Here is a 14273-nt window from a genome sequence, read left to right on the forward strand (position 1 = left end):
TAGTTTTCCTGAAAAGAAAGTCTATGAGAAGAATCTTTACACTTTTAACCTTGTTGTTCAGTGGCACTGTATTCGGACAGGAAACGTTCGGATCCTTGAGCTTTCAGCTCGCTTTTCCCCAGGAAGAATATAAAGAAACTTATCCCCGTACCGGCTGGGGCGGACGGCTCGCTGTCATGCATCGCTTTAGCGACAACCAGCCTTTCAGTATCGGTGGAGAACTCGGCTGGCTGCAGAATGGCCATGATTCGCGCCGTTTCCGTGTGCCCTTTTACGGCCGCGACAACCGCGTGCAGGTGACCGCTACCAACAACGTGGCCACTGTCGCCTTTAAAGTACGCGCCGACCTCATCCCTTCGCGTCATGATTTCCAATTGTTCCTCGAAGGCACTGCCGGCACCAACGTGTTTTTCTCCAAAGCCAATTACGACTACGGCAACTACAACAATTACTACTACGACTATTATGGTTATTATCCCGACAACAATACCATGTATAGCAAAAACCGCTGGACGTTCATGTGGGGACCAGGCATGGGGGCCGAAATCAAAGTAGGCAAAAGGAAAGATGCCGCCATCATGCTCAAAGGATCGTACCTGTTCGGAGGCGATACGCGTTATCTCACCGACCCTTATATTTCACCCGACGGCGATGTATTCTTCACGGAGAAAAAATCTCCTACCACCATGCTGATTGCCGAGGCGGGCGTACGATTTACCATCGAATAATTCAGAAACGCGTGTGCCGGAGTTCCAGCAGATTGAGTGCATTGGGCTCAAACCCTTTCACTTCAGGCTGCACGAGATGCACTACTTTATCATACCAGAGTGGAACTACCGGTGCATCTTCCATGATCAATTGATCCGCCTGCTGGTAAAGACGGTAACGGAGCGAGTCGTTGGTTTCGGCCAATGCCTGTTCAAACAACCGGTCGAAGCGGGGATTATTGTAACGCGTATAGTTCGGGGGCGAAGGGTTGCGTGAATAAAAAACGGACAGATAGTTTTCTGCATCCGGATAGTCCGCGATCCAGCTGCCCCGGAAAAAAGGTGCGCGCTGGTTGGCGGTCATCTCAAGCAGCAGGGCTTTCTGCACTACCTCTACCTGTATCGGTATGCCCACTTCGCTGAGTTGTTTGGCAATGAAACTGGCCATATCTGCATAAATGGGAATCGTGAGCAGTTTAACGGGTGGTAAGCCTTTCCCGCCAGGAAAACCGGCCTCTGCCAACAAGCGGTTGCTACGAACAGGATCATAGGTATAACCTTTCACGATGCTGTCGTTAAACGATGGCAATCCCGCAGGAACAAAACCGGATTCGGCCGGTGTGCCCAATGAATTGCGCAGGTAGAGAATCATTTTTCTCCGGTCAAAACCGTAGTTGATGGCCTGCCGCACTTTGCGTGCATACAACGGCGAACCAGCAGGACCGTTCACCGAATCGACCAGGATACCGAGGTATTCGATGTTGAGATAGGGATGGGTGTGCAAACGAACCTTACTCTCCCACTCCTTCCGCAAGGCACCGCGTTTGGTGAGTACTTCATCTTTAAAGGAAGCATCGATATCGTTGATAAAATCCAGTTGTTTCTGCCGGAATAAAAGAAACTCGGTCGCACGGCTGTCGTAGAAAGAAACCTTGATACCATCGAGATAAGGCAGGCGGTTGCCGGCGCTATCGGTTTCAAAATAGCGGTCATTGCGCGCCATCACCAAAGCCTGACCTTCCTCCCAGGCTACAAAACGGAATGGTCCGGTGCCGACAGGGTGGCGACGGAAGTCACGTCCGTATGCTTCAACAGCCTCCCTGGGAATAATCGAACAATATTGCATGGAAAGAATACCGAGAATGGGATGGTACGGCTTGAGCAGCACCAGCTGAAACGTGGAGTCGTTCAATGCAACGAAAGGCTGCACACTGTCGACCTTATTATTGAATATCCATGCACCGGGACTTGCCGTTTTCGGATCGCGGATACGTGAGAGACTGAACACAATATCGGAGGCATTTAACAAACGGCCTTTACCGTTGGGAAAAGAAGGATCGTCGTGGAAATAAACATCCCGGCGCAGATGAAAAGTATAACGAAGGCGGTCTTCGGACACCTCCCAGGAAAGTGCAAGTGAAGGCACGATGTGCAGGCTGTCGTCCACTTCCACCAGTGTATTGAATAGCTGATGCGCCGGCCACATATTGGCCTGGTTGCGGGCCATCGCGGGATCGAGCGAGGAAATGCCCGCCTGTTCGTTGTACCGGAAAAAGCGGCGCTTGTCAGCTTGCTGGCTGCCGCAGGCCATCAGCACTAACAGGAAGAAGCCTGCCGCCAGTTTTGCACCAATGTGAGATCTTATAATTTTTTTTGCCATGAAAGGCTAAATTTACAATTCAAACCCATTCATCGTGAAATACTTTTGCCGTTTGGCCTGCCTTTTTCTTTTCTTCATTTCGGTGAGTCATGTTTCCTGCGCACAATACACGCACCAGGACACGCTCCGCGGATCTGTAGGCACCGGCCGCGATTGGTGGAATGTGCTGCATTACGATCTGCTCGTGGACGTGGACATTCCCAATAAAAGCATCAGCGGCAAAAACACCGTTCTTTTTGAAGTAACAAAAACAGGCAAGCCCGGCCTGTTGCAGCTCGACATGCAACGCCCGATGGAGATCACCAGCATCGAAGATCCGCAACAGAAATACAAACAGCTTGTTTTCCGTCGCGAAGGCAATGTGTATTGGATAGAATTTGGCGATATGGCTTTTACGGCCAAACAGCAATACAGCCTGATCGTACATTATAAAGGCACTCCGCGCGCCGCGGTAAATCCACCATGGGACGGAGGCTGGATCTGGACCAAAGACGAAAAAGGCCGTCCGTGGATTACCGTAGCCTGCCAGGGATTAGGAGCCAGTGTATGGTATCCCTGCAAAGACTACCAGGGCGATGAACCCGATCGGGGCGCCACACTTTCCATCACCGTGCCGGACGAACTGACAGCGGTGGGCAATGGTGTTTTCAAAGAAAAAAAATCAATGAACGGCCGCACCACCTGGCGCTGGGAAGTAAAAAACCCGATCAACAACTACACGATTGTCCCTTATATCGGCTACTACACCAATTTTGGTGAAACATTCGACGGCGAAAAAGGCAAACTCGAATGCAGCTACTGGGTGCTTGATTACAATATTGAAAAAGCGCGCAAACAATTTGTGCAGGTGGCACCGATGATGCGCTGCTTTGAACAATGGTTCGGCCCCTATCCTTTTTACGAAGACAGTTATAAGCTGGTAGAAACGCCGCATCTCGGCATGGAACACCAGAGCGCTGTTGCCTACGGCAACCGTTATAAAAATGGTTACCTCGGTATGGACCGTTCCGGCAGTAAATGGGGACTCGACTGGGATTATATCATCGTGCATGAATCGGGACATGAATGGTTTGCCAACAACATCACCACGAATGATATTGCCGACATGTGGGTGCATGAAGGCTTCACCACGTACTCCGAAGTATTATTTGTAGAATGTAAAAATGGCGTGGCTGCCGGAGATGCGTATTGCCAGGGATTGCGCCGGAATATTGAAAACGATAAACCGATCATCGGTCCTTATGGCGTGAACAAGGAAGGCAGCAGCGACATGTACGACAAAGGCGCCAACATGATTCATACCATCCGCCAGCTCATCAGTGACGACAATAAATTCAAAGCCATCCTGCGCGGACTGAACAGCCGGTTCTACCACCAAACAATCAACACAAACGATGTAGAAAAATACATCAGCAAAGAAGCAGGCAAAGACCTGCAGAAAGTATTCGACCAATACCTCCGCACGGTGAACATACCGCAACTGGAATACGAGCTTAAAGGAAACATACTCAGTTATCGCTGGACCAACTGCATCAAAGGATTCAACATGCCGGTAAGAGTGCTGATCGGCGACACTCCGCGTTGGATTGAACCTACGGAGAGCTGGCAAAAGCAGACTTTGGGACCTAAAGAAAAAGACGCGACTTTTGCGGCAGACAAGAATTTCTATATCACAGTAAAAAAAGCCGGCTGATCCGGTCTTTCAATCGAACTGCATGAGTACTATCCGGCGGCAAAGCATCATATCGTCTGTTGTCATTTATCTGGGCTTTGCTATCGGATTTGTGAACACTTTCTTTTTTACCAAAGACGGCTGGTTCACACCCGAACAATACGGTCTCACGAGCATATTTGTGGCGGTGGCCACGTTGATGACCTCGTTTGCCACCATGGCCATGCCCGCCTATATCTATAAGTTTTATCATTATTACAATGATCACCTTTCACCCAAAAAGAGTGACATGGTGGCCTGGTCCATCTTGCTGGGTATAATAGGCTTTATATTGGTAATGGTGGCAGGCATTGTTTTCAAACCGCTTGTTATACGGAAATTCGGATCCAACTCAGGGCTCTTCGTCGACTATTACAACTGGGTTTTCCCCATGGCATTGGGCCTGACCATTTTCACCATCCTGGAAAGTCTTGCCTGGAACATGGGAAAATCGGTGCTTACCAATTTTCTGAAGGAAGTACAATGGCGGGCCTTTACAACCTTACTCATTCTGCTCTTTCTTATAGGAGTTATCGGCAACTTTGACCTGTTTATTAAATTTTATTCCCTGGGTTACCTGGTGATTGCGCTTACCTTGCTGGCCTACCTGGTTTATACCAAACGGATTTATTTTTATTTCAGGGTAACGAAAATAACACGACGTTTTTTCCGCAAGATCCTGCTGTTCTGCGCTTTCTTTTTTTCCAGTGGGATTGTCTTCAATTTATCCCAGGTATTCGACAGCATCGTTATTGCATCTGTTCTGAAGGATGGACTTGCCAAGGCCGGTGTGTTCACGCTTGCCCAACTCATGACCAGTCTTATACAGGCTCCGCAACGAAGTATTATCTCAGCGGCTATTCCGCATTTGTCCCGCTCATGGAAGGACAAAAACTATGGCAACATTCAACGCATTTACCAGCGGTCATCGATTAACCTCCTGTTGTTTGCTGCCGCGATGTATATTTTAATACTGCTCAATTACAATGATGCGGTGATCACATTCAAATTAAACTCAGACTATCTGGCAGGTTTCAGTGCCTTTATTTTTCTCGGGCTTACCAGGGTGATCGACCTGGGTACCGGCGTCAACGCACAGATCATTGCCACTTCCAACTACTGGAAATTCGAACTCATTACAGGTATTATCTTACTGGGAATAATGTTGCCGGTAAACATTGTGATGACGCGTGAATTCGACATTGTGGGTCCGGCCATTGCCAATCTCATCGGTTTTACGCTTTACAATGCTATCCGTGTTGTTTTTCTTTGGAGAAAGTTTAAATTTTTCCCCTTTAACATACGCTCGTTGTACACGCTGCTGCTTGGAGGTATTGCATTCCTTGTATCCTGGCTCTTGTTCCGCAACAGCAGCGGAGTAGGCGCAATGGTGGCACGCAGCGCAACCGCACTGGTTATTTATGGCGGCGGTGCATTGCTGTTGCGCATCTCGCCGGATGTGATGCCGATATGGCAATCCGTCCTGGAAAGACTGGGATTACAGAAAAAGAAAAGCTGAAGAAAACGGAACGATTAAAATCCTCTTTGAGCCTCTTCGTCGCCGGGCGTTTTAGCTTTCGCCTCGGAACGCTCGATACGGCCCGATCCCAGGAAACGTTTCAGGTAATAAGGATCAAACATATCACTCACCGTCACGCCTTGCGAAGTGGACGCGTGAATGAATTTGTTATAGCCCAGGTAAATGCCCACATGCGAAACGCCTCCGCGTGTATTGAAGAAAACAAGATCTCCTTCTTTCAATTCTGTGGAAGACACGATGCGCGCAGCCCGGTATTGTTCACGCGCCGTGCGGGGCAACGTAACACCGAAGGCAGAGAGATAGATCGCTTTGGTAAAGGCCGAACAGTCGATGCCGCTTTTGTCATTACCACCCATGCGGTAACGCGTGCCGTACCATTCATCCACATATTCCAGCAGATGCATGTCTTTAAGCGTTTCCACCTCAGTGTTCATTAAAATGGCATATTTAAGCTGAACAGCAGTTGTCTTTTCAACAACGGGCGCTTTTTCGTTCAGCAGGCGTGACGAAGACGCAGAGCGGTTGTCACGGTGATCGCGGGTGCTGGCGGTGCCGCCGGATGTGCGCCGCGAAGGCGACTCATACGCGGGTTTGGCTTCCGGTTTGGAAGCGTTGGCATCCATTGAAATATCATCCAGAAAACGTACCTGCCCGGCAGAAGAAGATTTCTCTTCGCTAACGGACGGCTTCCTGCTGGCAGTAGCTGCCGGCTGAAGCGTGGAACAACTGGCCAATGTCAAAGCGAACAGCGCGGAATAAGTGATTTGCTTAACCATGAAGGCTTTTTAGGTTTTGTTGTCGGCTCGGATCAGAAAGGTGCAAAAATATAGGATAAATCTGTTAAATCGGAACTTCTATTTAACGAAATTTGCAGGGGTAAATTGCCATTCAGGGATAATCCTGATCAATTCTTCCGCAATCCCGGCATCATTCAAGCCATTAACCATGTACCAGATTGTATCCTTTGCTTCATTCTTTTTGCTGGCAACTGCCTGCCAATCTACGGATTCCGCTCCGCCGCAGAAAGAATTGACCAGCAATTTGCACGTCGAAAAAAAATTGCCGGCAACGGATACCACGGCGCCCGAACCGGCGGCATTGCCACCTTATTCAGGGCTGATATATGAGAAAAAAGAAATATTATCGGCCGCGCCGGGAACAAAATCTGTCCTTTTCAACGCCAAAGGCAGCCGCCTTTACGCCATGAACCTGGAAGGCATGAGCATTTATGAATTCGATCAGGCCTCCCGAAAAGTGACACACGAATTCAAATTTGCTCCTACCCGCGGCACCGGTTGGGACTATGTAAAAGAAAAACCGATCCCTTCTTATGAAGAAAAGCCCGTGGAAGCCTGCCTTTCACATGATGATAAATGGTTATGGGTATCGCTTCACAACGCAGAAGGTATTGTGCCCATACGCGTCGATGATCCGCTGGCCAACAACACCACAGATACCCTGGCAGGCATCCGCAGAAAAAAGATCCGCCTGCTGGGTGCCGATAAAAAACTGGTGGACTCCTTTTATGTTCCGCTCATTGAAACGGGTAAAACGCCCAAAGTGGTCGCACGCACGGCAGACAGCAAACATCTGCTGGTGAGCAACTGGCATTCGTACAACGTGAGCATACTGGAAACAGACGAAACACGTTATCCTTATGCAAAAGTGGTAGCGACCGTGCCCGTAAGCGCCATTCCGCGCGGCATAGCGGTGGATGATTCGCAACAACGCTCTTATGTGGCCATCATGGGCGGAGCCAGCCTCGCCGTGATCGATCACAAAACATGGAAGATTGATACCACATTGGCCGTTGCATCCAATCCAAGACATGTGGTGATGGATACAAGCGGACATCTTTTTGTGTCCTATAACCGTCTTGCTAAAGTAGCCTGCCTCGATGCAGCCACGGGCAAAACACTTTTTTCGATCGGCACACATGCGCAACCCCGCACGATCATGCTGTCGAAAAATCATCGCTTCCTCTTTGTTACCTGCTACAGCAGCGACTATGTGGAAGTATTGAAAATAACAGATAAAGGATTTGAGAACATAGCCTCCCTGCCGTGCAAAGGGCATCCGGTGGGAGTAGACATTTTTGAAGATGCCGATAAACTGGAAGCATGGGTCTGCAGTTATTCCAACGGCAGCATCCAGGTATTCAGTTTCCGCAAAACCCGATAAAGTGATTTTGAGTTTATGAAATTTTCACACCTTCACGTACATACGCAGTTCTCTTTGCTGGATGGAGCCGCCTCCATTCAGAACCTCTATAAAAAAGCGGTTGCCGACGGTATGCCTGCACTGGCCATCAGTGACCACGGCAACATGTTCGGCGTATTTGAATTCGTTTCGGAAGCTTATAAACACAAAGATGAAAACGGCAACCTCAAAGTAAAACCGGTTGTCGGCTGCGAATTCTATGTGGTAGCCAACAGGCATATCAAGACCTTTACCAAAGAATTGAAGGACCAGCGTCAGCACCAGATTTTACTCGCAAAAAATGAACAGGGCTACCGCAATCTTGTCAAGCTTACTTCTTACGGATTCATCGAAGGACTATACAGCAAGTATCCCCGTATCGACAAAGAACTGATCGAAAAATATTCCGAAGGACTGATCGCCACTACCTGCTGCCTGGGTGCCGCGGTGCCGCAAGCCATCCTGCGCCAGAACGAAGACGAAGCCGAAAAAGAATTCAAGTGGTGGCTCGACCGCTTTGGAGAGGATTACTATGTAGAACTGCAACGCCATGGCATGGCCGAGCAGGATAAGGTAAATGAAGTACTGATAAAATTTGCACGCAAATACAACGTACGCATTATCGCCAGCAACGACTCACACTATGTGGATCAGAGCGACTTCGATGCGCATGATATCCTTCTTTGCATCAACACCGGTGAAAAGAAGGCCACTCCTGCCCTGCGAGAGTTCAACGATGACGATGTACAGATCAAAAACAAACGCTTCGCATTTCCCAACGATCAGTTTTATTTCAAAACAACGGCGGAGATGAGCAAAGTGTTTTCGGATCTGCCGGAAGCCATCGATAATACCAACGAGATCGTCAGCAAGATAGATGTCCTGAACCTGAAGCGCGATATTTTACTACCGGCCTTCCCGATTCCTCCACAGTTTCAGATACACCACACAGATGAAAAAATCGGGAAAGACATTATCAAACCCGACGTTAACAACCAGTGGGAATACCTGAAGCACCTGACCTATGAAGGTGCAGCCGGTCGGTACAGCGAGATCACGGAAGAGATCAGGGAACGTATCGACTTCGAACTGTTCACCATCAAGACCATGGGATTTGCGGGTTACTTTCTTATCGTGAGCGATTTTATCAAAGCCGGCCGCGATATCGGCGTATTCATCGGACCGGGTCGTGGTTCTGCCGCAGGCTCCGTAGTGGCTTATTGCATAGGCATCACCAACATCGACCCCATCAAATACAACCTGCTGTTCGAACGTTTCCTTAACCCCGACCGTAAATCGATGCCGGATATCGATACGGACTTCGACGATGAAGGAAGGCAGAAGGTGATCGATTATGTAGTAGATAAATACGGCAAGAACCAGGTGGCGCAGATCATTACCTATGGCACCATGGCCGCAAAAATGAGTATCAAGGACGTGGCACGTGTACTTGATCTGCCGCTTGTTGAGTCCAACGCACTCGCAAAGATGGTACCGGATAAACCAGGTATCGAACTTCGCCGTGTACTGCACGCACCGCTGAAAACAAAAGACGGTCCAAAATCACTCGAAGAAAAGGATGGCCTGCAGAGCGAGGACATCGAAACCGTGAGAAAGCTCCGCGATATTTATAATCAGAAAGACAGTCCGCTCAGCAAAGTATTGCATGAAGCGGAACGTCTCGAAGGTTCTGTCCGCAACACAGGTATCCACGCTGCGGGTATCATCATTGCCCCGCGCGACCTTACAGACCTGATTCCGGTTTCCATTGCCAAAGATTCTGATCTCTGGGTAACGCAGATAGAAGGAAGCATCATCGAAGATGCCGGCGTTATCAAAATGGACTTCCTGGGGCTGAAGACCCTCACCATTATCAAGAATGCACTCACCATGATCAAACAGAATCATGGTGTGGAAATCAATATCGACGAAATACCTCTCGACGATCAGAAAACATTCGAGTTGTATCAGCAGGCTGCTACCATCGGTACTTTTCAATTTGAAAGTCCCGGGATGCAGAAATATCTCCGTGATCTCAAGCCTGACCAATTTGCCGACCTCATTGCGATGAACGCCCTGTATCGCCCGGGTCCGCTGGCTTATATCCCCAACTTCATCGATCGTAAACACGGCCGGGAGCAGATCGTATATGACCTGCCGGAAATGGAAGAATACCTGCAGGAAACCTATGGCATTACCGTATACCAGGAACAGGTAATGTTGCTCGCGCAAAAAATTGCGGGCTTCAGCAAAGGTGATGCCGACGTACTGCGAAAGGCCATGGGTAAAAAGCAAATTGCGGTACTGGATAAAATGAAAAACCAGTTCATTACCGGAGCTTCCGCCAAAGGACATCCGGTAGATAAACTGGAAAAAATCTGGACCGACTGGGAGGCATTTGCACAATACGCGTTTAACAAATCACACTCCACCTGTTATGCGTATGTAGCCTACCAGACCGCTTACCTGAAAGCGCATTACCCGGGAGAATACATGTCTGCCGTATTAAACAACGCCGGCAGTATTGAAAAGATAACCTTCTTCATGGAAGAATGTAAGCCGATGGGCATCCAGGTATTGGGGCCAGACATCAATGAATCGCTGAAAGGATTTGCGGTAAATAAAGCCGGTGTGATCCGTTTCGGTTTGGGAGGATTGAAAGGCGTGGGAGAAGCGGCTGTTGAAAGCATTATCGAAGAGCGTGAAAAGAACGGACCATTCACCGATATATTTGATTTCATCCGCAGGGTCAATCAGCGTACGGTCAATAAAAAGACGCTGGAAAACCTCGCGTATGCCGGCGCTTTTGACTGTTTCCCCGAGCATCACCGCGCGCAATATTTCACGATTGTGCCTGGCGAAACTGCAACGGGGCTGGAAAAGATCATCCGTTACGGACAAACCATGTCCAACCAAAGTGTATCTGCCAGCAACACGCTCTTTGGCGATATGCCGGACAGCATTGAGATTCCGACGCCGCGTCTGCCTGACTGTGCCCCCTGGTCGCTGACGCAGCAACTGGACTATGAAAAAGAAGTAACGGGGATGTTCCTGAGCGGTCACCCGCTGGATCACTACCGTTTTGAAATGAAACATTACGGTGTAACGCCGATCGGCGACTTCAATGAATTCCGCGACTCGATCAGGATGCAATCCAACCCCGGCCGTCAGTTCCGGTTGATTGCCCTCGTAGCATCGGCGGATCACCGCGTGGCGCAGAACGGCAATAAATATGGAAGATTTAACCTGGAAGACTACACAGGCAAAACGGAAGTATCCCTTTTCCGGGAAGAATACCTGCGTCTCCATCCCTTCCTGGTGCAGGGAACTGCGGTGTACATCACCGGCTATTTTAAGCCGCGCTTCAATAAAGAAGAATTTGAATTCAAGATTACGGGTGTATCGCTGGCCGAAACGCTGAAGAAAACCCTGACCAAACAATTGACAATCAGTACGCAAGCCCGGTATATCACCAGCGACCTGATTGATTTTATGGAAGCGAACCGCCGCTCCCATCCCGGCGATACGGCGCTGCAATTTGTGGTGATGGAACCCGCGCAGGAACTGAGAATCAGTATGGTAACAGGCGGTAACGGGCTGGAAATGAATGATGACCTGATACAATATTTACAGGAAAAACCTGAGCTGGACGTACAGGTACAATTGACCTGATACACATGCTAATACGACAGGAGCAGCGGAAAATAATGACATTTTTTACACAACCTTCTGCTACCCCTGCCTGTTATCTCAAGAGGACTTAAATTTGCAGTCCCTTGTTCGTAAAGCGACACTTAAAAAAACTTAAAATAAACACAATGGCAAAAGAGTTCAATGATGCAAACTTCCAGGCAGATGTCCTGTCTTCTGATCAACTGACTGTGGTGGATTTCTGGGCAGAGTGGTGTGGTCCCTGCCGCGCGATCGGTCCGGTTATCGAGGAGTTGTCAAAAGAGTATGATGGCAAAGTAAATATCGGTAAGGTGAATGTGGACAACAATCCGCAGGTATCGATGAACTACGGTATTACGTCCATTCCGGCTATTCTGTTCATCAAAAACGGACAGGTGGTTGACAAGCTGGTTGGTGCGCAGCCCAAAGGCAACTTTGTAAAAAAGATCGAAGCACATATTTAAAAAGAAATCCCGCCGAATGGCGGGATTTCTTTTAGTAATAAGTTTTAAGTGATAAGTTGTAAATAAAACAGTCATTGACCTATTCACTTATTGACTTATTGACTTATTTACTTATTGACTTATTGACGATTCACGATTCACGATTGACGATTCACCATTCACTTTTAAATTTTGAATTTTGGCTTTTAACATCTTCCCCGACCTGTTCTCTTACAATGAGCACAGCAATCATCAACTTGCGTTGTTGTTGCAACGCAAAGCCGGTGAATTGCCGGAAAAGATACACCTGCTGTTCAGTCATATCCTCAATGCCCACCAGGTGTGGAACAGCCGCATCCAGCGCGATCAGCCGCCATTTGGCATCTGGGATTTTCGCACCGTGGAAGAATACGCCGAAATCAACCGCCGCAATCATCTTCACTCACAAAATGTACTGGCTAAGTTTACGGATTTGGAAGCTAGCATCCGTTATGTTAATACACGTGGGCAGGAATTCAGTAAAATAGTAAAGGATATTCTTTTTCACGTAATCAATCACTCTACTTATCACCGCGGACAAATAGCATTGTTGTTACGCCAGCATGGAGAAACGCCGCTGGTGAGTGATTATATTCATTTTAAGTAGCTCCGGAACGGAACAGCCGTATTAAGTAGTAAGTATTAGGTATTAAGTAGAACAGCGATTCACCTATTCACTCATTGACTTATTGACCATTCACCATTGACGATTCACTCCTAATGAGCAATCATCTGCGCCGGCGCATTGCGATCGTGTTTATGTCGGAAGAAAATGGCGAACAACACGGCCACAATCAGCGCATACGCTGCAAATGCCAGCCAGATGCTATGCCAATCATTTGTACCGTCAGGTAGCAGGAAATATGAATCGATTACCACACCACTGATATAACTGCCTGCGAGTGCGCCGAATCCATTGGTCATCATCATGAATACGCCTTGTGCACTGGCCCTTATATCGGGCGCAATTTGTGTATCGACAAATAGAGAGCCTGAGATATTAAAGAAGTCGAATGCCATGCCATACACAATGCAAGAAAGAATGATCATCCAGAGGCCGTCGCCTGGATTGCCGTAGGCAAACAGGCCGAAGCGAAGTACCCATGCGATCATGCTGAACAACATTACCTGTTTGATACCGAAGCGGCGCAGGAAGAACGGAATGGCCAGGATAAATACAGTTTCTGAAATCTGGGAAATAGACATAATGATAGCAGGATATTTCACAGCTGTCAGGCCTTGGTATTCGGGTATTTTGGCAAAGTCGTGCAGAAAAGTATCTCCATAGGCATTGGTCAGTTGCAACGCTGCCCCGAGTAACATGGAAAATATAAAGAACAGCGCCATTTTGGTTTGCGCAAATAACTTAAAGGCGCGCAGCCCGAGTCTTTCGCTCAAGCTTTTCTTAGCAGCGTTCGAAGGCTGTGGTGGGCAGGCTGGCAATGTAAACGAGTATATTCCAAAGACAATGGAGGCCGCTGCAGCCACATAGAATTGTTTTGCCGACGTTTCGAAATGAAGCAAGCTTACAGTCCACATGGCGGCTATAAAACCGATCGTTCCCCATACGCGGATAGGCGGGAAGTCTTTTATAATATCTTTTCCGCTCTTAACAAGTGTGGCATAAGATACCGTATTGGCCAGGGAAATGGTAGGCATGTAAAATAGCATATACACCAGCATTACCCAGAAAAAAGTTTTAGGGTCAGCGACCTCGGGTACATACATCAGCAAAATGGCTCCTGCTATGTGGCATATACCCAGCAAACGTTCAGCATTGATCCAGCGGTCGGCAATGATACCCATCACGGCCGGCATAAACACAGCCGAAATACCCATAGTTGAAAAAATAGCTCCGAACTCGGTAAATGTCCAGCCTTTGGTCTGGGAACAATACGCACCGATCGTGATCAGCCAGGCGCCCCAGATAAAAAACTCCAGAAAACTCAATGCAGTCAGGCGAAGTTTGATATGCTTCATACAGTTGTTTAGTTGCTTCAGCATCCCGGTAACCGGGATCATCGGGGGAAGATCAATGTCGTTTCCTTAAGGCTTTAGAGGTGTTTATAGTTTGAGTTTGGCGGTTTTTTTTTGAGGTGTTTCCGGGGGAAGCGTCTTGCTGGCCGGATAATTTCCTTTGTTTTCAGCAGTATACTGTCGATCGCTTTCAGACATGGAACAACCATTCCTTTGACCACCATTACATGCAAGTGATATTTGACGATGGCTAATGTATTAGTACGATTGACCTTGTATTTGTGCTTATTGCTGGTTTGGGCCTGTTCTTTTTTCAAGCGCTCTT

Annotated in this window: 11 protein-coding genes; 7 read left to right on the forward strand and 4 right to left on the reverse strand. The window is 48.1% G+C overall.

All coding sequences use genetic code 11. The features are described from left to right. Positions 1-23: 23 nt before the first annotated feature. Complete coding sequence (locus H608_RS0105350) at positions 24-728, forward strand: hypothetical protein (RefSeq protein WP_028786774.1); 705 nt, start codon at positions 24-26, stop codon at positions 726-728. Between the two features lies 1 nt (position 729). Here the strand turns inward: H608_RS0105350 and H608_RS0105355 are convergent, their stop codons facing one another. Further along, entirely contained in the window at positions 730-2367 is a 1638-nt protein-coding gene (locus H608_RS0105355; protein WP_051268063.1) for an ABC transporter substrate-binding protein, read from the reverse strand. Between the two features lie 34 nt (positions 2368-2401). Here H608_RS0105355 and H608_RS21360 point away from each other — a divergent pair, with 34 nt between their 5' ends. Both H608_RS21360 and H608_RS0105365 read left to right on the forward strand, forming a co-directional pair. After that, the gene (locus H608_RS21360; protein WP_245565723.1) at positions 2402-4060 is read left to right on the forward strand and encodes a M1 family metallopeptidase; all 1659 of its coding nucleotides are present in this window, start codon (positions 2402-2404) and stop codon (positions 4058-4060) included. Between the two features lie 22 nt (positions 4061-4082). Then, a complete protein-coding gene (locus tag H608_RS0105365) occupies positions 4083-5597 on the forward strand; it encodes an oligosaccharide flippase family protein (RefSeq protein ID WP_028786776.1) in 1515 nt (504 codons plus the stop codon). 14 nt (positions 5598-5611) lie between these two features. On the opposite strand, the gene H608_RS21365 is transcribed toward H608_RS0105365, so the two are convergent. Beyond that, positions 5612-6394, reverse strand: a complete 783-nt coding sequence (locus H608_RS21365) for a C40 family peptidase (RefSeq protein WP_051268064.1) — start codon at positions 6392-6394, stop codon at positions 5612-5614. A gap of 169 nt (positions 6395-6563) precedes the next feature. On the opposite strand from H608_RS21365, the gene H608_RS21370 reads away from it, so the two are divergent. The 4 genes from H608_RS21370 (at position 6564) to H608_RS0105390 (ending at position 12578) form a co-directional block, all read left to right on the forward strand. Next, positions 6564-7799, forward strand: a complete 1236-nt coding sequence (locus H608_RS21370; RefSeq protein WP_051268065.1) for a YncE family protein — start codon at positions 6564-6566, stop codon at positions 7797-7799. A 15-nt stretch (positions 7800-7814) separates the two neighbouring features. Then, positions 7815-11489: a DNA polymerase III subunit alpha gene (dnaE, locus tag H608_RS0105380; RefSeq protein ID WP_028786777.1), complete on the forward strand. Its 3675-nt coding sequence runs from the start codon at positions 7815-7817 to the stop codon at positions 11487-11489. A gap of 146 nt (positions 11490-11635) precedes the next feature. Further along, positions 11636-11953 carry a thioredoxin gene (gene trxA / locus H608_RS0105385; protein ID WP_028786778.1) on the forward strand — a complete coding sequence of 106 codons (318 nt, stop codon included), beginning with the start codon at positions 11636-11638 and terminating at the stop codon, positions 11951-11953. A 178-nt stretch (positions 11954-12131) separates the two neighbouring features. Then, positions 12132-12578 (forward strand): DinB family protein, encoded by a 447-nt coding sequence (locus H608_RS0105390; RefSeq protein ID WP_038007265.1) that lies wholly within the window; start codon positions 12132-12134, stop codon positions 12576-12578. A gap of 110 nt (positions 12579-12688) precedes the next feature. Here H608_RS0105390 and H608_RS0105395 read toward each other — a convergent pair whose 3' ends face one another. Further along, positions 12689-13951, reverse strand: a complete 1263-nt coding sequence (locus H608_RS0105395) for a nucleoside permease (RefSeq protein ID WP_028786780.1) — start codon at positions 13949-13951, stop codon at positions 12689-12691. 74 nt (positions 13952-14025) lie between these two features. Next, positions 14026-14273: hypothetical protein (locus H608_RS24615; protein WP_028786781.1), on the reverse strand; the 248-nt coding region annotated here is incomplete at its 5' end.

The organism is Terrimonas ferruginea DSM 30193, assembly GCF_000425585.1.
GTDB classification, from domain to species: Bacteria; Bacteroidota; Bacteroidia; order Chitinophagales; family Chitinophagaceae; genus Terrimonas; species Terrimonas ferruginea.

Bases quoted from the DNA above. Each gene is read 5' to 3' on its own strand.
- H608_RS0105350 (WP_028786774.1), top strand. From the start codon at position 24: ATGAGAAGAATCTTTACACTTTTAACCTTGTTGTTCAGTGGCACTGTA.
- H608_RS0105355 (WP_051268063.1), bottom strand. From the start codon at position 2,367: ATGGCAAAAAAAATTATAAGATCTCACATTGGTGCAAAACTGGCGGCA.
- H608_RS0105365 (WP_028786776.1), top strand. From the start codon at position 4,083: ATGAGTACTATCCGGCGGCAAAGCATCATATCGTCTGTTGTCATTTAT.
- H608_RS21365 (WP_051268064.1), bottom strand. From the start codon at position 6,394: ATGGTTAAGCAAATCACTTATTCCGCGCTGTTCGCTTTGACATTGGCC.
- H608_RS21370 (WP_051268065.1), top strand. From the start codon at position 6,564: ATGTACCAGATTGTATCCTTTGCTTCATTCTTTTTGCTGGCAACTGCC.
- dnaE (WP_028786777.1), top strand. From the start codon at position 7,815: ATGAAATTTTCACACCTTCACGTACATACGCAGTTCTCTTTGCTGGAT.
- trxA (WP_028786778.1), top strand. From the start codon at position 11,636: ATGGCAAAAGAGTTCAATGATGCAAACTTCCAGGCAGATGTCCTGTCT.
- H608_RS0105395 (WP_028786780.1), bottom strand. From the start codon at position 13,951: ATGAAGCATATCAAACTTCGCCTGACTGCATTGAGTTTTCTGGAGTTT.